This window comes from Aureimonas sp. N4 (genome assembly GCF_001463925.1).
GTDB classification, from domain to species: Bacteria; Pseudomonadota; Alphaproteobacteria; order Rhizobiales; family Rhizobiaceae; genus Aureimonas; species Aureimonas ureilytica_A.
Window position 1 is genome coordinate 75875 of the sequence record NZ_BBWS01000021.1, and the last position, 22828, is coordinate 98702.

The 22828-nt window shown below is 65.1% G+C and carries 18 protein-coding genes; 11 read left to right on the forward strand and 7 right to left on the reverse strand.

The genetic code is table 11. The annotated features are described in order from the left end of the window. Nucleotides 1-23: 23 nt before the first annotated feature. The gene (locus AUL28_RS06820) at nucleotides 24-512 is read right to left on the reverse strand and encodes an Lrp/AsnC ligand binding domain-containing protein (protein ID WP_062219347.1); all 489 of its coding nucleotides are present in this window, start codon (nucleotides 510-512) and stop codon (nucleotides 24-26) included. 101 nt (nucleotides 513-613) lie between these two features. Between AUL28_RS06820 and putA the strand changes: the two genes are divergently transcribed. From putA to AUL28_RS06865, 9 genes are all read left to right on the forward strand, one after another. Then, nucleotides 614-3703 (forward strand): bifunctional proline dehydrogenase/L-glutamate gamma-semialdehyde dehydrogenase PutA, encoded by a 3090-nt coding sequence (putA, locus tag AUL28_RS06825; RefSeq protein ID WP_062231193.1) that lies wholly within the window; start codon nucleotides 614-616, stop codon nucleotides 3701-3703. A gap of 88 nt (nucleotides 3704-3791) precedes the next feature. Beyond that, a complete protein-coding gene (locus AUL28_RS06830; protein WP_062231161.1) occupies nucleotides 3792-5471 on the forward strand; it encodes a formate--tetrahydrofolate ligase in 1680 nt (559 codons plus the stop codon). A gap of 196 nt (nucleotides 5472-5667) precedes the next feature. Continuing rightward, complete coding sequence (locus tag AUL28_RS06835; protein WP_062231163.1) at nucleotides 5668-5928, forward strand: hypothetical protein; 261 nt, start codon at nucleotides 5668-5670, stop codon at nucleotides 5926-5928. 98 nt (nucleotides 5929-6026) lie between these two features. Next, nucleotides 6027-6653 carry a glutathione S-transferase family protein gene (locus tag AUL28_RS06840; protein WP_062219335.1) on the forward strand — a complete coding sequence of 209 codons (627 nt, stop codon included), beginning with the start codon at nucleotides 6027-6029 and terminating at the stop codon, nucleotides 6651-6653. A gap of 268 nt (nucleotides 6654-6921) precedes the next feature. After that, on the forward strand, nucleotides 6922-9111 hold the full coding sequence (locus AUL28_RS06845) for an anthranilate synthase (RefSeq protein WP_062231165.1): 2190 nt from the start codon (nucleotides 6922-6924) through the stop codon (nucleotides 9109-9111). 3 nt (nucleotides 9112-9114) lie between these two features. After that, nucleotides 9115-10041 (forward strand): cation diffusion facilitator family transporter, encoded by a 927-nt coding sequence (locus tag AUL28_RS06850; protein WP_062219331.1) that lies wholly within the window; start codon nucleotides 9115-9117, stop codon nucleotides 10039-10041. Between the two features lie 289 nt (nucleotides 10042-10330). Beyond that, nucleotides 10331-10702, forward strand: coding sequence for a hypothetical protein (locus tag AUL28_RS06855; RefSeq protein ID WP_058601818.1), 372 nt, complete (start codon nucleotides 10331-10333; stop codon nucleotides 10700-10702). 382 nt (nucleotides 10703-11084) lie between these two features. After that, nucleotides 11085-12770, forward strand: coding sequence for a 2-isopropylmalate synthase (leuA, locus tag AUL28_RS06860; RefSeq protein ID WP_062231167.1), 1686 nt, complete (start codon nucleotides 11085-11087; stop codon nucleotides 12768-12770). Nucleotides 12771-12949: 179 nt separating this feature from the next. Then, the gene (locus tag AUL28_RS06865; protein ID WP_244493432.1) at nucleotides 12950-13534 is read left to right on the forward strand and encodes a hypothetical protein; all 585 of its coding nucleotides are present in this window, start codon (nucleotides 12950-12952) and stop codon (nucleotides 13532-13534) included. A 93-nt stretch (nucleotides 13535-13627) separates the two neighbouring features. Here the strand turns inward: AUL28_RS06865 and AUL28_RS06870 are convergent, their stop codons facing one another. Continuing rightward, nucleotides 13628-14779: a benzoate/H(+) symporter BenE family transporter gene (locus AUL28_RS06870; protein ID WP_062231168.1), complete on the reverse strand. Its 1152-nt coding sequence runs from the start codon at nucleotides 14777-14779 to the stop codon at nucleotides 13628-13630. Nucleotides 14780-14950: 171 nt separating this feature from the next. Further along, nucleotides 14951-15937 (reverse strand): metallophosphoesterase family protein, encoded by a 987-nt coding sequence (locus AUL28_RS06875; RefSeq protein ID WP_062231170.1) that lies wholly within the window; start codon nucleotides 15935-15937, stop codon nucleotides 14951-14953. A 45-nt stretch (nucleotides 15938-15982) separates the two neighbouring features. On the opposite strand from AUL28_RS06875, the gene AUL28_RS06880 reads away from it, so the two are divergent. Continuing rightward, nucleotides 15983-16447, forward strand: a complete 465-nt coding sequence (locus AUL28_RS06880; protein WP_062231172.1) for an NUDIX domain-containing protein — start codon at nucleotides 15983-15985, stop codon at nucleotides 16445-16447. 3 nt (nucleotides 16448-16450) lie between these two features. On the opposite strand, the gene AUL28_RS06885 is transcribed toward AUL28_RS06880, so the two are convergent. Beyond that, nucleotides 16451-17437, reverse strand: coding sequence for a glutathione S-transferase family protein (locus tag AUL28_RS06885; protein WP_062231174.1), 987 nt, complete (start codon nucleotides 17435-17437; stop codon nucleotides 16451-16453). 312 nt (nucleotides 17438-17749) lie between these two features. Between AUL28_RS06885 and AUL28_RS06890 the strand changes: the two genes are divergently transcribed. Further along, nucleotides 17750-18262 (forward strand): GNAT family N-acetyltransferase, encoded by a 513-nt coding sequence (locus AUL28_RS06890; protein ID WP_062231195.1) that lies wholly within the window; start codon nucleotides 17750-17752, stop codon nucleotides 18260-18262. A 15-nt stretch (nucleotides 18263-18277) separates the two neighbouring features. Here the strand turns inward: AUL28_RS06890 and AUL28_RS06895 are convergent, their stop codons facing one another. The 3 genes from AUL28_RS06895 to AUL28_RS06905 all read right to left on the reverse strand — a co-directional run. Further along, on the reverse strand, nucleotides 18278-19291 hold the full coding sequence (locus AUL28_RS06895) for a patatin-like phospholipase family protein (RefSeq protein WP_062231178.1): 1014 nt from the start codon (nucleotides 19289-19291) through the stop codon (nucleotides 18278-18280). 76 nt (nucleotides 19292-19367) lie between these two features. After that, on the reverse strand, nucleotides 19368-21443 hold the full coding sequence (locus AUL28_RS06900; RefSeq protein WP_062231180.1) for a hypothetical protein: 2076 nt from the start codon (nucleotides 21441-21443) through the stop codon (nucleotides 19368-19370). Between the two features lies 1 nt (nucleotide 21444). Then, on the reverse strand, nucleotides 21445-22828 hold a 1384-nt coding region (locus AUL28_RS06905), incomplete at its 5' end, for a DUF4159 domain-containing protein (protein ID WP_156419914.1).

The window sequence follows — 22828 nt, forward strand, 5'->3', positions numbered from 1 at the left end:
CCGCCGCCCTTGGGCGGCGGCTTTCAGACGGGCAGGGCCGTCGTGCTCTTGATCTCTTCCATCACCGCATAGGTGTGCGTCTCGCGGATGCCGGGAAGCTCCAGCAGCGCCTGCGCCAGAAAGGCGCGATAGGCCGCCATGTCCTTGACGCGCGCCTTCAGGAGATAGTCGAAGCCGCCGGCCACCATGTGGCATTCCATGATGTCCGAATTGGCCTTCGCGGCGCGGCCGAACTCGGTGAACACGTCCTCGCTCGTTCGATCGAGCTTCACTTCCACGAAGACGATCAACCCCCGATCGAGCTTCTCGGGCGAGAGACGGGCGTGATGGCCGAGGATGAACCCATCTTCCGTCAGCCGCTTGACGCGCGCGGCGGCGGCGGTCGGCGACAGATGAACCCGTGTGGCCAGGTCCACCGTGGAAAGCCGCGCATCGGCCTGCAGCTCACGAAGAATCTTCCGGTCCTTTTCGTCCAGCTCCGCGTTTTCCAATGCCCTGAACCTCTCGCGCATCCGTTTCCATCGTTCGAAAGCATATAAACGCCGGGAACGAAAGTTGCGATTCTGGTATGTTCCCGCTCGATCCTGTCCCGCCCCTGGAGCCCGCGCTTTCGATGAGCCTCGCCCCCTTTTCCGCCCCCTATGCCCCGAGCGATCGCGAGGCGGTCGCCGCGCTGTTGAAAGCCGCCGAGGCGCTCGGCGCCGATGACGAGAAGGTCAAGGCGCGCGCGCGCAGCTTCATCGAAAGCATCCGCTCGCGCTCCGGCGGCATCGGTGCGGTGGAAGACTTCATGCGCGAGTTCGGCCTGTCCACGCGCGAGGGTCTGGCACTGATGGTTCTGGCCGAAGCGCTCTTGCGCGTGCCCGATACGGAAACGCAGGACCGGCTGATCGAGGACAAGATCGGCGCTGGCGACTGGGCCAATCGCGAGCCCATCGTCGATCAGAAGATGATGGCGGCCTCCGCCTGGGCGCTCGGCCTGTCGGCCCGTATCATCCGCCCGCACGAAACGCCCTCGGGCATCGTGCAGTCTTTGGTGAAGCGCGTCGGCGCGCCGGCCGTGCGCACCGCCACCCGTCAGGCCATGCGCTTTCTCGGCCGGCAGTTCGTGCTTGGCGAGACGATCGAAGACGCGCTGGAGCGCGCGCGCGGCCTCGAGAAGAAGGGCTATCGCTACTCCTACGACATGCTGGGCGAGGGCGCGCGCACGAAGCGCGACGCCGAGCGCTATTTCAGATCCTACGCGGATGCGATCGAGGCGATCGGTCGCAAGGCCGGCAACAAGGCGCTGCCGGAGCGACCGGGCATCTCCGTCAAGCTTTCGGCGCTGCATCCGCGCTACCATCCGACCCATCGCGAGACGGTGCTGCGGGAACTGGTTCCGCTGGTGGTGGATCTCGCCAACCGCGCGCGTTCCTATGATCTGAACTTCACGATCGACGCCGAGGAAGCGGAGCGTCTGGAGCTTTCGGTCGATGTGATCGAGGCCGTGATCGCGCAGGTGAAGTTCGACGGCTGGATCGGCTTTGGTCTGGCGATCCAGGCCTATGGCAAGCGCGTGGTGCCGCTGATCCGCCATCTCGACGCCCTGGCCGAGAAGGCTGGCATCCGCATGATGGTGCGCCTCGTGAAGGGTGCCTATTGGGACACCGAGATCAAGCAGGCGCAGGAAAAGGGCTTGGCCGGCTTCCCGGTCTATACGGTGAAGCCCGCGACGGACCTGTCCTACCTTCAGGCGGCGAGCGAGTTGCTCCAACGCCGCGCGCGCCTCTACCCGCAGTTCGCCACCCACAACGCGCTGACCGTCGCCAATATTCTGGAGATGGCCGGGCCGGACCTGGATGGCTTCGAGTTCCAGCGCCTGCATGGCATGGGCGAGTCGCTCCACGAGGCGCTACGCGACGACACCAAGGGCAAGGTCTCCTGCCGCATCTACGCGCCGGTCGGCGGCTATAGCGACCTTCTCGCCTATCTCGTGCGCCGTCTTCTGGAAAACGGCGCCAACTCGTCCTTCGTCGCCAAGGTCGGCGATACCAAGGTGCCGGTGGACGAACTCCTGACCCATCCGCGCGACATGCTTCAGGCCGGTCGGACGACGCATGGCGGGGTCGTCAATCCGACCGAACTCTTCGGCCAGCGCAAGAACTCCAAGGGCACGGAGTTCGGCGACCGGTGGGCGCTGGCCGCGCTGGTGAAGGCGCGCGACGGCGCGAAGATTGCCGGCCTTGCCGCCGATCCGGCCAAGGGGTTGGCGACGCGCGAGCCGCTCGACATCCGCTCGCCTGTGGATGGGCGGGTGGTCGGCACCAGCCGCTTCCTCACCAAGGAAGGCGCGAGCGCGCTGATGGAGCGCGCCAAGGCGAGCGTGAGCGCGGCGGAAGCCGTACCGGCGACCCAGCGCGCGGCGCAGCTTCGCCGCATGGCCGATCTTCTGGAAGAGCGGGAAGGGGAGTTCCTGCAGCTTCTGACCCGCGAGGCCGGCAAGACGCTGGATGACGGGATTGCCGAAATCCGCGAAGCGGTCGATTTTTGCCGCTTCTATGCGGCGGAAGCCGAGCGGATGCTGGTGCAACCCGTCGCCCTGCCGGGGCCGACGGGCGAGGAGAACCGGCTGATCTACCGCTCGCGCGGCGTCGCCGTCTGCATCTCACCCTGGAACTTCCCGCTCGCGATCTTCCTGGGCCAGGTCGCGGCGGCGCTGGCCGGCGGCAATGTCGTGATCGCCAAGCCGGCCGAGCAGACACCGCTCATCGCCAAGCGCGCGGTCGATCTCTTGCACGAGGCCGGGTTCGGTGCGGATGTCGTCCACCTCGCGCCGGGCGATGGCGAAGCCGGGGCGGCGCTCGTCGCCCATCCCGCCACGGCGCTCGTCGCCTTCACCGGCTCCACCGACACGGCCTTTGCGATCAATCGTTCGCTTGCCGCGCGCAACGCTCCGATCGCGCCGCTGATCGCTGAAACGGGCGGCCTGAACGCCATGATCGTGGATGCGACCGCCCTGCCGGAACAGGTGGCGGACGATGTCGTGCGCTCGGCCTTCCGCTCGGCCGGCCAGCGCTGCTCGGCGCTGCGGCTTCTTTTCGTGCAAGCCGATGTCGCGGATCGGATGCTCGCCATAATCGAGGGCGCGGCGGCCGAGCTTCATGTCGGCGACCCCGCCCATCTCGAAACCGATGTTGGCCCGGTCATCGACGCGGCGCAGGCCGAGATGCTGACCGGGCATGTCGCCGAGATGCGTTCCAAGCAGAATGTCCGCTTCGAAGGCCAGCTTCCCGCCAGCCTGCCGGCGGCCGGCCACTACATAGCGCCGACCATCATCGAGCTTGACCGCGCCGAGGCGCTGACGCGCGAGATCTTCGGGCCGGTGCTTCATGTCGTCCGCTGGAAGGCGGGCGAGCTGGAGAAGGTCTGCGACGCGGTGGACGCGACGGGCTTCGGTCTGACGCTCGGCGTTCACTCGCGCATCGACGAGACGATCCGCTTCGTCAAGGAACGGCTGACGGTCGGCAATGTCTATGTGAACCGCAACATGATCGGCGCCATCGTCGGCTCGCAGCCCTTCGGCGGCTCGGGTCTGTCGGGCACCGGGCCGAAGGCCGGCGGACCGAACTATCTCGCCCGTTTCGTGCGCGAGCAGGTGATCTCCACCAACACGGCGGCAGCCGGCGGCAATGCCAGCCTGATCGCATCGGGCGGGGATTAAGCGCTCTAACGCTTGCGCCCGACGCCGCCCTTCGTATGGTGGCGCCGGGCCCGATGGGGCCTTCTGTTCCCGATTGGAGCCCTGATCCGTGGCCGAGCCCCTGTCCGACATCGCCATCGCCCGCGCCGCCCGCAAGAAGCCGATCGCCGAGATCGCCGCGCGGCTGGATATCCCCGATGAGGCACTGATCCCCTACGGCCGCGACAAGGCCAAGCTCGATGCGGACTTCCTGAAGGGTCTGGGAGACAGGCCTGACGGCAAGCTGATCCTCGTCACCGCCATCAACCCGACGCCGGCCGGCGAAGGCAAGACGACGACAACGGTGGGGCTGGGCGACGGGCTTAACCGCATCGGCAAGCGCGCGGCGATCTGCCTGCGCGAGCCCTCGCTGGGTCCGTGCTTCGGCCAGAAGGGCGGGGCGGCCGGCGGAGGCTATGCGCAGGTCGTTCCGATGGAGGACATCAACCTCCATTTCACCGGCGACTTCCACGCCATCACCACCGCGCATAATCTTCTGGCGGCCATGGTGGACAATCACCTCCACTGGGGCAATGCGCTGGGGCTCGATCCGCGCCGCATCGTCTGGCGCCGCGTGATGGACATGAACGACCGCGCCCTGCGCGATATGGTCCAGTCGCTGGGCGGACCAGCCAACGGCCTGCCGCGCGAGTCGGGCTTCGACATCACCGTTGCCTCCGAAATCATGGCCATCGTCTGCCTGGCGGCCGATCTCGATGATCTGCAGGTGCGGCTCGGGCGCATCGTCGTCGGCTATCGCCCCGACAAGTCGCGCGTCACCGCGCGCGATCTAAAAGCTGACGGAGCGATGGCGACGCTTCTGAAGGATGCGATGCTGCCGAACCTCGTGCAGACGATCGAGAACAATCCGGCCTTCGTCCATGGCGGCCCCTTCGCCAATATCGCCCATGGCTGCAATTCCGTGGTGGCGACGCGCGCGGCGCTGAAACTGGCCGATTACGTGGTGACGGAAGCGGGCTTCGGGGCCGATCTCGGGGCCGAGAAGTTCTTCGACATCAAGTGCCGGCAGGCGGGATTGAAGCCGGACGTCACGGTGATCGTCGCGACCGTGCGTGCGCTGAAGATGAATGGTGGCGTGGCGAAATCGGACCTCGGCACGGAGAATGTCGAGGCCGTCCGGCGCGGCTCTGCCAATCTCAAGCGCCATGTCGGCAACTGCATTTCCTTCGGCGTCCCGGCGATCGTCGCAATCAACCATTTCGGTACGGACACCGACGCAGAGATCGAGGCGGTGCGTGAGGCGGCGGCGGAAGCGGGCGTCGAGGCGGTTCTTTGCAAGCATTGGGCCCAAGGGTCCGCCGGCACGGCGGAGCTGGCCGAGAAGGTGGCGGCGCTCGCCGATTCCGGCCGCGCGCGCTTCAAGCCGATCTATTCCGACGCGATGAGCCTTCTCGGCAAGATCGAGACCGTGGTGAAGGACATCTATCACGGCGCGGCGGTGACGGCCGAGCCGGCCGTGCTCAAGGCGCTCGAAAGCTTCGAAGCCGATGGCTACGGCCATGTCCCGGTCTGCATGGCCAAGACGCAATATTCCTTCTCGACCGATCCCGCGCTGCTCGGCGCGCCGAGCGACCATATCGTGCATGTGCGCGAGGTGCGTCTGGCAGCGGGCGCCGGCTTCGTCGTCGCCATCTGCGGCGACATTCTCACCATGCCGGGCCTGCCGCGACAGCCGGCGGCCGAGCGCATCTTCTTGGACGCGGAAGGGCGGGTGGAAGGGCTCTTTTGAGTCCGTTTCCACCGCCGAATGAATTCGAGTTCATGACGCTTTTGTAACTGGCGGACAGAATGACGCAGGCGCAATCTTCTGAGCAGGCGCACGCCACCCAGCCAGCCTCCGACCGCCGGGCCAATTTGATCAGACCCGACCTTCGTGCCGCTTGGACATCTCGTGAGCGCCGATCGAGATCAAGGAGCGAAGTCCCATGCAGAAGTCTTTGTTCGCCACGCTTGCCTTCGTCGGTGCCATCGGCGCCGCTTCGGGCGCTATGGCCGCCACCGATGCACATCACATCAGGCAGAAGGCTGATGGCCCTGTCGTGCAGAAGGTCGCGACCCAGCCCCAGGTGATGACAGAAAAGCCCATCGACCATCCGACGCTGCTTCAGGTTTTCGGGGCGTCCGACGGCGTGTTTTACGACCCCGCGACCAACAACCCGCATACGCACGGCCTGCCGAATTTCTGATGCTGGTGGCCCAGAGGGCCGGGATACCGCCGTAGGATCGGGTTATGTTTCGAAAGCCGGCCTCACAGGTCGGCTTTCGCGCATCTCAAGGAGGCTTCATGGCCGATGATCTGATCTTCTACACCAACCCGATGTCGCGCGGCCGTATGGTCCGGTGGATGCTGGAGGAAGTGGGCGCGCCTTACGAGACGAGAATTCTTTCCTACGGTGCCGACATGAAGTCGGCGGAGTTTCTCACCGTCAATCCGATGGGCAAGGTGCCCGCCATTGTCCATGGCGGCGCAGTGGTCACGGAAGTCGCTGCGATCTGCGCCTATCTGGCCGAGACCTTTCCCGATGCGGGCCTTGAGGCGCGCTCGGCCAAAGAGCGCGCGTCTTATTACCGCTGGATGTTCTTCGCCGCCGGTCCTCTGGAGGCGGCCGTGACGAACCGCGTGCTCGGTGTCGTGGTGCCCGACGAGAAGCGCGGCTTCGTCGGCTACGGGTCCTATCAGTCCGTGCTGGACGCGCTGGAAGGCGCCGTCTCAGCATCGAGCTTCATAGCGGGTGACCGATTTACCGCCGCCGACGTCTATGTCGGCAGCCATCTCTCCTGGGGACTCCAGTTCGGATCGATCGAGCGGCGCGAAGCTTTCGAGGCGTATGTCGAGCGCGTCAAGGCACGCCCCGCGCTTCACCGTGCCACTGAGATCGATGACGCGCTTCTGGCGTCCACCAAGGGGTGAGAGCACTCCGTCCTCGTCCCGGCCGCGCACTTGCGAAGCACTGGCAAATAAGGGTTTGGGGCGAATTTTCGTTGCGGCGGATCGGTCTCTGGGCTAGGTCTCGGTCATGACGAACGCGCACGACAACAAGCAGTGGTGGCAGACCCGCACATAGGCGGCTGCGAACACGTGCGTCTGTTCGAACAACAAAGGCCGCCCCGGAACCCCGGCGGCCTTTTTGCTTGTTCAAGGGCCGCGAGGGCCGGTGCTTCTGGAAGGATTGGATGCGATGACCCTCGAAACCGCCAGCGACGGCGCGTTCAGATACGAGACCGAAGGCGGCGTCACCGTGACGCGCCGTCGGCGCGATGTGGACTATGCCGGCGCCATCGAGCCCTATGTGGACCGCCTCGATACGAGACGAGGCGCGGTTTTTTCCTCCAACTACGAATATCCCGGCCGCTACACCCGCTGGGACACGGCGATCGTCGATCCGCCGCTGGCCGTCACCTCGTCGGGCCGGCAGGTGCGCATCGAGGCGCTGAACCCGCGCGGCCGCGTGCTGCTCGGCTTCGTGGCGGCGGCGCTGGAGGGGCATGAGGATATCGCCGAGCGACAGGCGAGTGAAGCGCGGCTCGACCTGACGGTCGCCATGCCTTCGCGCGCCTTCACCGAGGAAGAGCGCTCACGTATGCCCACGGTCTTTTCCGTGCTGCGCGCCATCGTCGCTCTGTTCAAGTCGGATGCCGACAGCGATCTCGGCCTCTACGGCGCCTTCGGCTACGATCTGGCCTTCCAGTTCGATCCGGTGAAGGAAACGCTGGCGCGCAGCGACACCAGACGCGATCTCGTCCTTTATCTGCCGGACGAGATTCTAATGGTGGATCACTATTCCGCCCGCGCCTATGTCGAGTCCTACGAGTTCGAGAAGAACGGCCATTCCACCGAAGGGCTGGAAGGCGGGGGCGAGGATGCGCCCTTCGTGCCGTCCAACCAGAACCCGGAGCGCGGCGACCACAAGCCGGGCGAATACGCCTCGCTGGTGCGGCGCGCCAAGGACAAGTTCATGCGCGGCGATCTGTTCGAGGTCGTGCCGGGGCAGACCTTCTACGAGCGCGTCGAGAGTCGGCCTTCGGCCATCTCGCGCCGCCTCAAGGCGATCAATCCCTCGCCCTATTCCTTCTTCATCAATCTCGGTGCCAACGAATTCCTGATCGGGGCGAGCCCTGAAATGTTCGTGCGCGTTTCGGGCCGCCGCGTCGAAACCTGCCCGATCTCTGGCACGATCCGGCGCGGCGAAGATGCGATCTCGGATTCGGAACAGATCCTGAAGCTCCTGAACTCCAAGAAGGACGAGTCGGAACTGACCATGTGTTCCGACGTCGATCGCAACGACAAGAGCCGTGTCTGCGAGCCTGGCTCGGTGCGCGTCATCGGCCGTCGTCAGATCGAGATGTATTCGCGCCTCATCCATACGGTGGACCATATCGAGGGCCGTCTGCGCGAAGGCATGGACGCGATGGACGCCTTCATGAGCCACGCCTGGGCCGTTACGGTGACGGGTGCGCCCAAGCTCTGGGCCATGCGCTTCATTGAAGAGAACGAAAAGAGCGCGCGCGCCTGGTATGGCGGCGCGGTCGGCATGATGCATTTCAACGGCGACATGAACACCGGCCTGACGCTGCGCACCATCCGGCTGAATGGCGGGATCGCCGAAGTGCGCGCCGGCGCGACGCTTCTTTACGATTCCAACCCGGAAGAGGAAGAGGCCGAGACCGAGCTGAAAGCCTCCGCGCTTCTGGCGGCGATCCGCGAGGCCCGCGCACCGCAGGCCGCCACGCAGACGGGAGAGCGCCCCAAGGTCGGGGAGGGCGTGCGCATCCTTCTGGTCGATCACGAGGACAGTTTCGTCCACACGCTCGCCAACTATTTCCGCCAGACCGGCGCCGACGTCACCACCGTGCGCACGCCCGTTCCGGAGGAGATCTTCGACCGCGTGTCGCCCGATCTCGTGGTGCTGTCGCCCGGACCCGGCAAGCCGGATGATTTCGACTGCCGCAACACGATCGCCATGGCGCGTCAGCGTCAGGCGCCGATCTTCGGCGTCTGCCTCGGGCTTCAGGCACTGGCCGAGAGCTATGGCGGCACGCTGCGCACGCTGCACGTGCCGGTTCATGGCAAGCCCTCGCGCATTCGCGTCTCCACACCCGGAACGATCTTCGCCGGCCTGCCGTCGGAAGTGACGGTCGGGCGCTATCACTCGATTTTCGCCGATCCCGTGCGCCTGCCGCGCGAGTTCGAGGTGACGGCCGAGACGGAGGACGGCGTTGTCATGGCCTTCGAGCACAAGCACGAGCCGGTCGCGGCGGTGCAGTTCCACCCGGAAAGCATCATGAGTCTGGGCGGCGACGCCGGCATGAGAATGATCGAGAACGTCGTGGCCAAGCTGCCCCGGCGAACACGGACGAAGGTGGACTGAGCGATGAATGCAGCAACGATCACTATGAGCGACGACGAGGGCGGCCGTCTCGTCAAGCGAACCGCAGTCTATACCGTCGCGATCGCCTGCCTGGTCTTGGGGATCAAATATCTCGCCTATCTCGTCACGGGCTCCGTCGCGCTCTTTTCGGACGCGCTCGAATCGATCGTCAACGTCGTGGCCGGCCTCATCGCCCTTTGGGCGGTGACGGTCTCCTACAAGCCCGCCGATGCCGATCACCCGTTCGGGCATACGAAGGCGGAGTATTTCTCCGCCGTCGTGGAAGGCGTCCTCATCGTTCTGGCGTCGCTGCTCATTCTGCGGGAAGCGTGGTACGCCTATCTCGAGCCGCGTGCCATGGACGCGCCGCTTCTCGGCATGGCCATCAATGGCGTCGCCACCGCCATCAACGCGTTCTGGGCTTCGGTTCTGATCCGCAAGGGGCGCGAGCACCGCTCGCCGGCGCTCGATGCGGACGGACGCCATATCATGGCCGATGTGGTGACCTCGGTCGGTGTCCTGGCTGGTCTCGGTGTGGCTGAGGCGACGGGTTGGGTGATCCTCGATCCGCTGCTGGCCGCACTCGTCGCGCTCAACATCCTGCGCGAAGGCTGGAAGGTCGTCGCCGCCTCGCTCTCCGGCCTGATGGATCAGGCTTTGGACGGCCCGGATGATACGCGCGTACGCGAGATCATTTCCACCATGGCCGAGGGCGCGCTGGAAGTTCACGACGTGCGCACGCGTATCGCGGGGCGTGCCATCTTCATCGAGTTCCACATGGTGGTGCCGAGCGCCATGAGCGTCGGCGACGCGCATGTCATCTGCGACCGGATCGAGGACGCCGTGCAGGGCGAATTCCTGAACGCCCGCGTGCTCATTCATGTCGAGCCGGAGGCCGAGGCCAAACAGGTCGGCGTGCCTGTCCTCTAGGCAGGTTTGCGCATTCTCAGGCTAAGCGGTTGAGAGGGCGGCGAATTTCGCTGCCCTTTTATTTTGCGACTGCGAAGGCATTGGGCATTCCTTGCTGCAATGCAAGAGGGCGATCAATAGGAAGTGTGACTTACGTCACGAACGGACTGTTCGCTATTTGCTACTCGTAGGCGCGCACGGGATCGCCTATCTCTCACTCATCGAACGACGCGGGACAGTAAAATTTCAGATCGGGGCGTTAGCCGATCGATCCCCGCCAGTCGCTACGACTTTGATGAGGAATAAAATTATGAAGACTTTCACGTTTGCGTCCGCTGCCGTGCTCTCTCTTGTTGCGCTCACCAGTGTTTCGTCTGCCGCAGGACTGGTCCCCGGATCCGATTTCTACGAAGAGGTCCAAGCTGATCATGCAGCCAACACGGTGATCGTGGGTTCGGCCGCGGCCAAGGGTGCGCCGATCGCAACCTTCGAAACCCGTTCGTTCGGCTATCCGGCTGGCGTCAGCGCCAATGAGGGCATTGTCCCCGGCTCTCGCGGCGAGACCCATGCCGCCGAGGCTCGCGACATCAACGCTGTTGCCAAGGGTGTCTACAACCACGGTGTGACCCCGGCCGCGAGCGTCTCGCAGCTTCTGGTTCCGGGCTCCGACACCGACTTCTAATTCGGTCCGGCGTTGATCGCTGATGCCCAGCCCGGCTTTCGAGCCGGGCTTTTTTGTTTTCTCGGAAAGCTCGATCGCGAACGGGCAGGGGCCTTGTGTTTCGAGGCGAGCCGCGCGAGACTGGGCGCCATGAACCGGATCGAATCCCCTTTCGCCTCTCATGGCGTCGTCGCGGCAAAAGCCGCCACGGGATTCGCTCGACTTCTTTCGGCCCTTCTCGCGCTTACTGGCGATCGTCGGGCCCGTTAAGAAGAGGCGCCCGGCGATCGAGCCGGCGCTTTGCGCCTCCAGTCTCTTCGGCTTTACATCCACCCGAAACTTTGAAAGACGGCTTTACGCGCCCCTTGGCCGACCGTCTTCGCCGAACGAGCAAGGTTCTTCGATGTCCGCATCCTCTCCCGTCATGGCCAAGGCCTTCACCAAGTACCAGCCCTATCCGGCCGTCGATCTGACCGATCGCCAATGGCCTTCGCGTCGCATCGAGAAGGCGCCGATCTGGTGCTCGGTGGATTTGCGCGACGGCAATCAGGCCCTGGTCGACCCGATGGGTCACGACCGCAAGTCCCGCATGTTCGCGCTGTTGAAGGCGATGAACTTCAAGGAAATCGAGATCGGTTTCCCTTCGGCCTCGCAGACCGATTTCGACTTCGTGCGCTGGTGCGTGGAAGAGGGGGGCGTTGCCGACGACGTGTCCTTGCAGGTTCTCGTCCAGTGCCGGCCCGAGTTGATCACCCGCACCTTCGAAAGTCTGGAGGGCGCGCGCCAGCCGATCGTCCATTTCTATAATTCCACCAGTGAATTGCAGCGCCGCGTCGTGTTCGGCAAGGACCGCGCCGGCATTCGCCAGATCGCGGTGGACGCGGCGAAGATGATCACCGACATGGCGGCCAACGCCGGCGGAGGCTTCCGCTTCGAATATTCGCCGGAAAGCTTCACCGGCACCGAACTCGATTTCGCGCTGGAAATCTGCAACGCCGTCGCCGAAGTGGTGCAGCCGACACCCGAGAACCGGCTGATCCTGAACCTGCCGGCGACGGTCGAAATGTCCACGCCCAACATCCATGCCGACCAGATCGAATGGATGAGCCGCAATCTGGACAATCGCGACTGCATCCTCCTGTCGCTGCATCCTCATAACGACCGGGGCACGGCGATCGCCGCGACCGAACTCGGCCTCCTGGCAGGGGCGGACCGCGTCGAGGGAACCCTGTTCGGCAATGGCGAGCGCACGGGCAATGTGGATCTGGTGACCTTGGCGTTGAACATGTTCACGCAAGGCGTCGATCCCGAGCTGGATGTGTCCGACATCAACCGGATCAAGGACGTCTACGAATATTGCAACCAGCTCGCGATCCCCGAGCGCCATCCCTATGTGGGCGAGCTGGTCTATACCGCCTTCTCGGGCTCGCATCAGGACGCGATCAACAAGGGCATGAAGGCGCATAAGGTCGCCAACACGCCGGTTTGGGAAGTGCCGTATCTGCCGATCGACCCGCAGGATGTGGGCCGCTCCTATGAGGCGATCATCCGCATCAACTCGCAATCCGGCAAGGGCGGCATCGCCTATGTCCTGCAGGCCGATTACGGCTTGAACCTGCCGCGCAATCTTCAGATCGAGTTCCGCGAGGATATTCAGCGGATCACCGACGAAGAAGGCAAGGAACTGCCGGTCAAGCGCATCTATGACCGCTTCATCGAGCGCTATGTCGAGCAGCCGGGCGCGCGCCTGCGCTATGTCGAGCATTTCACCAAGGTGGAAGGCGATCGCAACAGCCGTCTCGTGGAGGCGACGATCATCGACAACGGGCAGGAGACGACGATCACGGGGCGTGGCACGGGCGCCATCGACGGGTTCATCAACGCACTGAACCGGCATTTGGGCTTGTCGCTGAGCGTCGCCGATTATTCCGAACATTCGCTCCAGCGAGGCTCGAATGCCAGCGCGATCGCCTATATGGAGGTCGAGCACGGAAACGGGCGCGTGTTCGGCGCGGGCATCGATCAGAATGCGACGACCGCATCGCTGAAGGCGATCGTCTCGGCGGCCAACCGAGCTTTGGAAGGCTGAGGGCGCGAACGCGCATCGGCATTCGGCTTCCGCTCGCGGTCAGGCTTCGCGAAAGCCTGCTCGATTAAGCACATGAGGTGGGCGGTGGCGAATCATGACGATCCGCCCACGCGACCAGTCGAGGGGGCAAGATGGCCGAGGCCAAGTCCGCTGTGGCGGCGACGAACGGGACGAAGAGATTGGCGGACGCTGTGCGTGCCGCCAAGATCGCCGCCGCTCAGCGCACCGACATCGTGGTGGACATTCGCGAGGCCGACCGCGCTCGACTGGAAATGTTTGCCGATGAACTGCAGCCGATCATGGATGCGGTTCCGCTGGATGACGATCTCTTCGATTTCACCTTGTCCAACGGCACCCATCCGCGCTTCTGGATCGACGCGACGGCTCATGTGGTGATGGGCCGGGATCGTCGGACCTATCGCTTCGTTCGCGAAACCCGCCTGGGCCGTGTGACACTGGTCGAATCGCCCGAGCTTCGCTTCGTGGTGGACCGCGTGACCGACTATATCGCCGAGCGAATCGTGGAGCGGGACAAGGCCTTGGCCGTGTTCGACGGGCTGGGGTCGCGATTGTCCGCGCCGGAGCGCCCGGTGCAGACGCTGACCGCGCCGATCACCCCCGCCCACGATGCTCCATTGCGCTTACCGCAGCGCCCCCGCTCCACCGATTTCGTGATCGCCCTGTCGTGGATGATGATCGGCATCGTGGTCGGCATCGGCGTTCTCCTGGCGATCATCGCGGCGCGCGGAACCCATTTGTTCTGAAGCACCGCCCGCCCCAAGCGGCCGCTTCGTGCGGCCTGCTTTCTCTTCCCATGTCATGCTTCGAGAGCCGCCCCCATCCGCTTGGGGCCGTTTTCATTTCCGGATGCGGGCTGCAAAAAGGGCGATGCCGCCGACCGCCAAGCCCCAGAAGGGCGCGCTGATGCCCAAGAATGCCGTGCCGGATGCGGTTGTCACGAAACACAGGATCGCCGCTTCTCGGTCCTGTGCCTGCGCGATCGTGCCGCTGAGGGCGTTGGTAAAGGCGCCGATCAAAGCTAGCCCGGCCATGGCCTGCACCAGAACCGGCGCCTGACCTGCGAAAACCGTCACCCAGCCCGCTGCCAAACCGAAGGCGATATAGGCGAGCCCCGATACCACACCCGCCCACCAGCGGCGCGCGCGATCCGGACCCGCTTCGTCGCCAGCGCAGATGGCGGCCGTGATGGCCGCCAGATTGACCGCATGGCCCCCGAAGGGCGCGCAAGCCAAACTGAAAAGACCCGTGACGGTGAACAAGGGGCCGGGATCGGGCGAGAAACCATTCACCTTCAGGACCGCAAGGCCCGGGATGTTCTGCGAGGCCATAGTGATCAGGAAGAGCGGCAGGCCGATGCCCATCATCGTCGCCAGAGACCAGTCCGGCGCGACAAAGACCGGTGCGGGCATGGCCGAGGCTTGGTCCATCGGCGCGGGATGCGTTGCGAGGATCAAGAGAACGGTCGCGACGGCTGCAGCGGGCACCGCCAGAATCCGGCTCCAACGCCCCACCAGAAACCAGACCGCCACGATGGCAAGACCTGCCAGCGGCATGGCCGCGACGGCTTTGACAGGCGCCAGACACAAGGGAAGCAGAATCCCGGCCAGCATGGCATTGGCAAGCGAGACGGGGATCGCGGACATCGCTCGTCCGATCGGCTTCACCAGACCGGACAGGGTGACGAGCGCTGCGGCCAGGATGAAGGCGCCGATTGCCGCCGCAAAACCGCCATGCGGCACGCCCGCTCCGGCCAGAAGCGCCGCGCCCGGCGTGGACCAGGCAATGGAAATCGGCATTTTCGTGCGCAGGGTGACGAGGATGCCGCACACCCCCATCGCCACCGATAACGCCAGGATGCCGGACGCGGCCTGTTCCTGCGTGGCTCCCACGCCGACAAGGCCCTGCAGCACCACCGAAAACGAACTGGCAAAGCCGACAAAGGCGGCGAGGAGGCCTGCCGAGATGGCGGGCAGGGGCGGAAGGCGCATGGCGAAGCTTTCGGCGGATCGTCGCGGAGGGCCTGTCGCCTTACGACCGATCCGAAAGCCGCCGCAAGCGGAATTCAACCGAAGGCTGGTCCCCTTCGGCTTCGACACTCAAGTGATGTCCAGGGTAAGTCGAACCAGCTTCTGCTTCCCGACGACCTCAGCAACAAGTGCCTAAAGAGCTGTTTCCGAATTCATTTCCGGCACCGGCACCGGCGCTCTCGCGTCCGCGCGCGGGCGCGGATCGACCGCCGTGCCGTCGGACAGGAGTTGTCGCTCGCGAATCCAGTCGATGCCCGAGCCGTCGATCCGCAAGCCCCGCTCGCGCTGCGTCAACGACCACTGGCCCGGCCCGCCTTCGATCTCGAACAGATTGTAGCGCGAGGGCGGTTTGGAGCTTCCCGCATTCTGGCTGGCGGAGGGTACGCCGACCACAGGCACTTTCTCGCCGCTTGGACCCGTCAGCCAATAGATCGTGTCGAGATGGGTGTGCCCGTGCAGGACGAGTTCCGCGCCCACATCGTGAATGACCTTGGAGAAGAACTGCTTGCCGATGAGGCGCTTCGACCAGGCCGCCGCGCCGGAGATCGGCGGATGGTGGATCATCACGACGCGGAACAGGCCGCGCTCCTTCGCTTCCGCCAAGAGCTTGGCCGTGCGCAGCGCCTGCCCGCGCTTGAAGGAACCGGTTGCGAAAAAGGGGGCGGTCGCCTCCGCGCTGGACGTACCGATGATCGCGACCGGGCCGCGAACGCGCAGATAAGGGAAGTGCTTGGCCTCGGCCCCTGGACGATGATCGCCCATCATATAGGGATGCCATTCCCGGTAGGCGCGCTTCAACGCGCCCGGTACATAGGCGTCATGATTGCCGGGGATGACGGACACCCAGTCCGGCTTTCCCATGTCTTCCAGCCAGAGGCGCGCGCCGATGATCTCCTGCTTGGAAGCAAGATTCACCAGATCGCCGGTGACGGCCACGTGGTCGGGATGCTGCGCCTTCATGTCGTTGACGAGGCGCAGCAGCGTGTCGCCGAACATCGCCCGCTTTCGATTGCGCTGCCAGTTGATGTAGCCTGTGATCCGCTTCGAGGCGAGTTCCCGATAGGAAAGCTCCGGCAGCGGGCCGAGGTGAATGTCGGAGAGATGGGCGAGTCGGAACATGGGGCAGCAAGTAGCCGATCGCACCGGAATGGGAAGGGGCGGCCCGTGAGGCAACGCGCGCAACGCTGGCTCGGATGGGCGCTGCGTCGCTGGGCGCTCCTGTCACGCCCCATGACGCTGGGCGTGCGGCTTCTCGCCTATGACGAAATGGGGCGCGTCTTTCTGGTGCGACACGCCTATCGCGATGGCTGGTATCTGCCCGGCGGTGCGGTGGACCCCGGCGAAACGGCGGTTGCCGCCGCGCGCCGTGAAGCCGAGGAGGAGGGTCATCTCCTCTGCGAGACCGAGCCCCGCCTCGTCGCCGTGTTCTACAACAGGCGGGAGGGGCGGGACCATGTCCTCCTGTATCGCTGCGATCGCGTCCGGCAGGCGAGGCCGCGTCGGCCGGATCGCGAGATCGCCGAAACCGGCTTCTTCGCGCCGGACGCCTTGCCGGAGGGTACGACGCCGGCCACGCACCGGCGCATCGATGAAGATCGCACGGGCATGCCGCGCCCCGAAGACTGGTAGCCCTCAGCCTGCCGGCAAGCGCTCCCGGTCATGTGGCTGAGTGAGGTCTTGCTTGGGGCCGAGCGGCACGATGCCTGTCGGATTGATGGTGCCGTGGCTCTCGTAATAGTGATGCTTGATGTGGTGGAAATCCACCGTCTCGGCGACGCCCGGCCACTGGTAGAGTTCCAGCATGTAATGGAACAGGTTCGGATAATCCGCGATCCGTTTCCGGTTGCATTTGAAATGCCCGACATAGACCGGGTCGAAGCGGATCAGCGTCGTAAACAAGCGCCAGTCCGCCTCGGTGATACGAGCGCCGGTCAGGTAGCGCTGCCGGCCGAGCCTCTCTTCCAGCTCGTCCAATGCGCCGAAGAGCTCATGAAATGCGTCTTCATAGGCGTCCTGCGTGGTGGCGAAACCGCATTTGTAGACGCCGTTGTTCACCTTGTCATAGACGAAGCCGTTCACCGCATCGATCTCCGCCTTCAGATCGACCGGACAGACATCGACACTGGCGTCACCGAACGCGTCGAAACTCGAATTGAACATGCGGAGGATTTCGGCCGATTCGTTGTTGACGATCGTACCCTCCTTCTTGTCCCAGAGGACCGGCACGGTGACACGACCCGTATAGGTCGGGTCGGCCTTCAGATAGACCTCGTAGAGCCGCTTCGCGCCGTTGACGCTATCGGGGATGGCGCCCTGCCGCTCGGAAAAGACCCAACCTTCCTCGGCCATGTGCCAGTCCACGACGGAGAGGGAGATGACGTCCTCCAGCTTCTTCAGCTTGCGCAGGATCAGCGTGCGATGGGCCCACGGGCAGGCGAGGGAAACGTAGAGGTGATAGCGCCCCGCCTCCGCGGGGACGGCGTCCTGCCCGTCCGGACCCGGCGCGCCGTCCGGCGTCACCCAACGGCGAAAGCTCGTGACCGTGCGTTGAAAGCGACCGCCGGTCGACTTCGTATCGTACCATTTGTCTTGCCATTGGCCATCGACCAGAAGTCCCATCGCGCGTCTCCTCCGCCATTCTCATCCTCGCGATGATACGCGAAGCGGACGACGCCTGTTCCGCGAAAGCTTGGGAACACTCCGTCACTCCCGGCATTTAATCGCAGCCTTGCGGCAAGCATGGATTTTGCCGAACCAAGGTGCTATGAGGCGCGGCCGGTCTGGCGACCGGGAACACCCGAAAGGTCCATGCCTTGCTGCGACGACGACGAGATGAAGCGGCCAAAGCCGCGATGATCGACGCCGCCACCTGACCCCTTCGAAGGTCCGGTTTCGGGCGGCTTGGTTTCCCACGCCGATCAGGACCTTTCCATGCTGTCCATTCTTCAAGATCTCGACCTCGTTTTCGAGGCGGAACAGTTCGCGCATGCGGACACGATCGAAGCCATCAATGCCGAAGCCTTCGGCCCCGGCCGGTTCACGCGCGCGGCGGAGCGGGTGCGCGAGGCGAGCGCGCACGATCGCACTCTGTCGCGGGTCGCCATGATCCGGGGCGAGGTGGTCGGCTCCGTGCGTCTGACGCCGGTGCGGATCGGAGACGCTCCCGTCCTGATGCTCGGACCCTTGGCCGTCCGTCCCGCCTTCAAGAAGCGGGGCATCGGCCGGATGCTTCTGTCGCTCAGCGCCGACGCGGCGCGCGAGGCGGGTGAGACAGCGATTTTCCTCGTGGGCGATCGCGCCTACTACACGCCACTTGGCTATGTACCGCTTCCGATCGGTTCGGTGATCATGCCGGGTCCGGTGGATCAGGCGCGGATCCTCGGTCTGGAACTCATTCCCGGCGCTCTTCACGGCGTATCGGGGGCCGTGCTGCCACGCCGCTGAAGCAGGCAGCGAGGATCACGAGAGAATGCTGAACCCGCCAGCGAGCGTGGAGCGCTGGCCGACATGCTCTGCATTCTCGGCGAGCCACCGCCCGGCTGCCTCTCGGCCGAGGTCACGCAGCGTCGTGAGTTCCGACCAGCGCGTGTCCAGTTTGCCTGCGCCGCTGCGCCGTGACATCTCGTCGTCCGCGGCGATCATATGCAGGCGCAGACCCGCGATACGGCGCAGAACGGGATTCTCCAGATCCTCGCCCTTCACCAGCCTCTGCATCTCGGTCAGCATCCGGAGATCCCGGATCAGCGAGGTGTTGAACGTAATTTCCTGCACCCGGTCCATGATGTCGCCCGGTGTTTCGGGCGTCCCCGAGCGGTGAAAGGGCGTGACCTGCACGATCAGAATATCGGTCGAGCCGTGATCGTCCGCGAAGAAGGGCGTCAACATCGGGTTACCGACATAGCCGCCGTCCCAGTAGGGCCGGCCGTCGATCTCGACCGCACGGAAAATATCTGGCAAGCAGGCAGAGGCGAGAAGCGCGTCGGCCGTCAGTTCCCGCCCCGAAAAGACGCGCACGTTCCCCGTTTCGACATCGGTGGCCGACACGAAGGTCGGCACGACACGCTCGCTTTGCAGAAGCGGGAAGTCGATGACTGCGTCCACCACCGAGCGCAACGCATTGTCGGAGGGCAGGCCGAGCGAATAGGGCGATACGAGCTGCCCGAACAGCTTCATCCGTTCGATCGTCTCATGCACCATGGACCGGCTGAACGGAAAGAAGGGGAGGCGGTTTTCGGCCGCGCCCAAGGGCGAGCGGCGCGAGACTTCCAGCCACAGCGCCTCCAGCCTGCGCCGCGCGCCCTCCGGCCCTTCGGCGAGCCCTGTGGCGAGCGCGGCGGCGTTCAATGCGCCGGCGCTAGTGCCGCTGATCGCCGCCGTCGGAAATCGACCGTCTTCCAACAGGCGATCGAGGACGCCCCAGGTGAAGGCACCATGGGCGCCACCACCTTGAAGGGCGAGACAGACTGACGTCATGGGGCAAGCCTCCGCTTCGATCCACCCTATGTGATCTCGGCGAGCGCTCTTCGCAATTGCGAAATCGAGAAAGGCTCTAGCGTCCCTCACGATACCAGGTGGCGGAGAGCGCCAGGAGCAGAACCGCCAGTCCCAGGAAGCCGGCAAACAGCGGCGTGCGATCGACCCCGCGCAGCACCGTCTCGTCCGTGGTGCGAAGGCCGATCCAGTCGCGTCCCGAGGCTTCGGCCCGCCCGGCCATGGGCACGATGCGCGGTACGCTGATGCCGCCCGTTTCTCCCGCCAGCCGCCTGACATCGCCGCGCGTCTCGGCCGCGATCGGTTGCAGCTTGGCCGTGGTCGAGATCGCCTCGCGATATTCGCGCGGGTTCACCGGTCCGATATTGGCGAGCGCGCGCAGGTCGCCACTGGCCACTTGATACAGGCCGAGTTCGCTGGCCTGAAGGCGACCCTGCCACTCTCCGTTGCCGCCGTCCGCGAGCGTCACCTGCAAGGCTTGGCCGGTCGGCGTGACGACGGTCGCCGGGCCGGGGTCGCCGCCGATCGTGTGGCGCGTGATTACGAGGTCGGAGCCGGTGCCCTCGGCGTCCAGCGCCTCTTCCTCCAGCTCCGGCTCCTTCATCAACCAATGCGCGAGGCGGCGAAACAGGGCGACATGGGGCCCGCCGCCCTCGTAGCCGCGCGACCAGAGCCAGCCTTGATCCGACAGGAGCAATGCGACGCGACCTTCGCCGGCCCGGTTGAGCACGAGAAGCGGCTTGTTGTCCGGGCCGGTCATGACGACCTCGCCCTTGGTCTCGCCGACATCGACGGTGCGGAACCAGGGGCTCCAGTTGGGAGGCGAGGCCTCCGAGCCCGGCAAGCCCCGCGTCACGGGATGCTTGCGACCCAGATCGGAAAGCGTGGGCCGGAAGGCGCGCAGATCGACTTCGCCCGTCGGGAGGGCCGGCAGGATGGAGGCCAGCGGCGAATTGGCGACCGAATCCGGCCCGGCATATTCCGGCCCGGAGGCGATCAGCATGGCGCCGCCCTTTTCCACATATTGCGCGATATAGTCGTAATAGAGCGTCGGCAGCACGCCGCGCCGCTGGTAGCGGTCGAAGATGATGAGGTCGAAATCCTCGATCTTCTCGACGAAGAGTTCGCGCGTCGGGAAGGCGATCAGCGACAATTCGTTGATCGGCGTTCCGTCCTGCTTTTCCGGCGGGCGCAGAATTGTGAAATGAACGAGATCAACGGCCGCGTCGGATTTCAGAAGATTGCGCCAGGTGCGCTCGCCCGCGTGCGGCTCGCCCGACACGAGCAGCACGCGCAGGTTCTCGCGAATGCCATCGATGATTGCGATAGCGCGATTGTTGACCGGGGTGATCTCCTGCGGATCGCGCGCGGCCGAGAGTTCCACGATGTTCTTGCCGGCGCGCGGCAGGGTGATCTCTACCGAGGTCAGCTCACCCGGCACCGCGCTCTGGCGCTGCACGAGATCGCCGTTCAGGAAGACCTGCACCTCGACGGGATTGCGCGAGGCGCGCGGGCCTTCCTCCACGACGCGGTAGGTGAGGGTCTGCGGCTGCGACACAAGCCCGAAGCGCGGCGCGGTGACGATATCGAGCCGGCGGTCGAACTCGTTCGGCCGCCCGGTGATGAGCGCATGGAGCGGCGCGTCGAAGCCGAGCGCGCCGGCATTGGGCGGAATGTCGTGGACCTGACCGTCCGTCACCATGATGGCGCCGCCGACACGGCCCGGCGACACGTCGCTCAAGGCCGAGCGCAGCGCGCCGAACAGCGCGGTCGAGACATCATTCGTGCCTTCCGAACGTGCATCGACCTCCCGCACCTCGAATTGTGGAAAGGCGGACAGGCGCTGGCGCAACTCGGCAACAGCCTCGTCCGTCTGCGCCGTGCGTTCGCCGATCGTCTGGCTCTGCGAGCGATCGACCACGAGCGCGACGACGCTTTTCAAGGGATCGCGCTGTTCGCGCAGAACGACGGGGTTCAGCAGCGCCAGAAGCAAGGCGCCAATAGCGCAAACGCGCAGGACCGAGCCGCGCAGGCCGGAAAAGACCAAAGCCGCCGCCAGAAACAGCGCGGGGATGCAGAGAAGGGCGAGCACCGTCCAAGAGAAAAACGGCGCGAAATCGATCGACCAGTTCATCTCACTGCCCCAGCCGTTCGAGAAGCGCGGGCACGTGAACCTGATCGGCCTTGTAGTTGCCGGTCAGCACATACATCACGATATTCACCCCCGCCCGGTAGGCATATTCGCGCTGGGCCGGGTCGGCGGAATCGGTCGGGCGCACGAAGAGACCGTTGTCGTCGATCGCCCATGCGCTGGCGAAATCATTGGACGTGATCATGATCGAAGATACGCCGTCTCCCGGGCTGGCAGGGCGGGCCTGCGCGTCCCCGCTGCGGTTCAGCGACTCGACCCAGAGATCGGAGCCGGTGTGCCTGCCCGGAAAATTGTCGAGAATATAGAAAGCTTTGGTCAAAACATGGTCGCGCGGGACTGGCTCCAGCGGCGGCACGTCGAGATCGGCCAGGATGTCGCGCAGCCGGCGCTGGCCCGGCGAAACATTGGTGCCGGAGAGATCGCCCGCCGCATCGCCTTCGACATCGAAGAGCACGGTGCCGCCCTGCTTCATATAGGCGTCCACCCGGCTGATCGCGGCCGGGCTGGGCATGGCCGCATCGGCGTGCACAGGCCAGTAAAGGATCGGATAGAAGGACAACTCGTCCTTCTCGAGATCCACCGCCATGGGTTCGCCGGGCTCCAGCGCGGTCTTCGAGGCGATGAATTGAGACAAGCCGGACAAGCCCTGCCGCGACAGCTGGTCGGTCGCGGCATCGCCGGTCTCGACATAGGCGAGATGCGTCGTCTCGGTCGCGGCGATGGCCTTCTGCGCGTCGACGCCGTCGAGTCCGCGCGTCGCCTCATCCGTGGCGCGGGCCTGCGCCTGTGCCGGGTGCGGAGGGTTGGCCAGGAGAAGCGCACTGACCAAAAGCAGCGGCAGCGCGGAGGAGGGCCGCTTGAGGCCCGCCATGCGGCGGCCAAGCCGCGCGAAGCCGCCGTTCAGCCACAGAAGCGCTAGGGCATCGAGCGTGAACAAAGCCAACGCGCCGGCAAAGAGCCACGGCGTCAGGTCGGTGGCATCTTCCGTGCCATAGGCGCGTGACACGAGAGGCGTGCCAAGGTCGAGTTCGGGAAGCGGGCGAAGCTCGGCGCCGGGGGCGAACAGGTTCAAGGCGCGATAGCCCTCCGATGTGCCGTAGAGACCGGGCGGATGGTCGATGGAGGGCGTGGGCTCCTCGCCGGGGCGAACCGTCAGCGGGCGCACGTCCGGCCCCGGCTGCACCAGCCGACCTTCGCCATTCAGAATGCGATAGGGCGGCAGAACCTGCGCCGCGCCTTCGCCGCCCGCCGCGCTCGTCCCGCGCGAAAGAAGGACGATGCGCCGAAGCATATTCACGAAGGCGCCCGAGATCGGCAGGTTCGACCATGTGGCTTCGGCGGTCGTGTGGACCAGCACGATGCTGCCC

Excerpts from the sequence above, each read along its gene's own strand:
- AUL28_RS06820 (WP_062219347.1), bottom strand. The coding sequence starts at position 512 with ATGCGCGAGAGGTTCAGGGCATTGGAAAACGCGGAGCTGGACGAAAAG.
- putA (WP_062231193.1), top strand. The coding sequence starts at position 614 with ATGAGCCTCGCCCCCTTTTCCGCCCCCTATGCCCCGAGCGATCGCGAG.
- AUL28_RS06835 (WP_062231163.1), top strand. The coding sequence starts at position 5,668 with ATGCAGAAGTCTTTGTTCGCCACGCTTGCCTTCGTCGGTGCCATCGGC.
- AUL28_RS06840 (WP_062219335.1), top strand. The coding sequence starts at position 6,027 with ATGGCCGATGATCTGATCTTCTACACCAACCCGATGTCGCGCGGCCGT.
- AUL28_RS06845 (WP_062231165.1), top strand. The coding sequence starts at position 6,922 with ATGACCCTCGAAACCGCCAGCGACGGCGCGTTCAGATACGAGACCGAA.
- AUL28_RS06850 (WP_062219331.1), top strand. The coding sequence starts at position 9,115 with ATGAATGCAGCAACGATCACTATGAGCGACGACGAGGGCGGCCGTCTC.
- AUL28_RS06855 (WP_058601818.1), top strand. The coding sequence starts at position 10,331 with ATGAAGACTTTCACGTTTGCGTCCGCTGCCGTGCTCTCTCTTGTTGCG.
- leuA (WP_062231167.1), top strand. The coding sequence starts at position 11,085 with ATGTCCGCATCCTCTCCCGTCATGGCCAAGGCCTTCACCAAGTACCAG.
- AUL28_RS06870 (WP_062231168.1), bottom strand. The coding sequence starts at position 14,779 with ATGCGCCTTCCGCCCCTGCCCGCCATCTCGGCAGGCCTCCTCGCCGCC.
- AUL28_RS06875 (WP_062231170.1), bottom strand. The coding sequence starts at position 15,937 with ATGTTCCGACTCGCCCATCTCTCCGACATTCACCTCGGCCCGCTGCCG.
- AUL28_RS06885 (WP_062231174.1), bottom strand. The coding sequence starts at position 17,437 with ATGGGACTTCTGGTCGATGGCCAATGGCAAGACAAATGGTACGATACG.
- AUL28_RS06890 (WP_062231195.1), top strand. The coding sequence starts at position 17,750 with ATGCTGTCCATTCTTCAAGATCTCGACCTCGTTTTCGAGGCGGAACAG.
- AUL28_RS06895 (WP_062231178.1), bottom strand. The coding sequence starts at position 19,291 with ATGACGTCAGTCTGTCTCGCCCTTCAAGGTGGTGGCGCCCATGGTGCC.
- AUL28_RS06900 (WP_062231180.1), bottom strand. The coding sequence starts at position 21,443 with ATGAACTGGTCGATCGATTTCGCGCCGTTTTTCTCTTGGACGGTGCTC.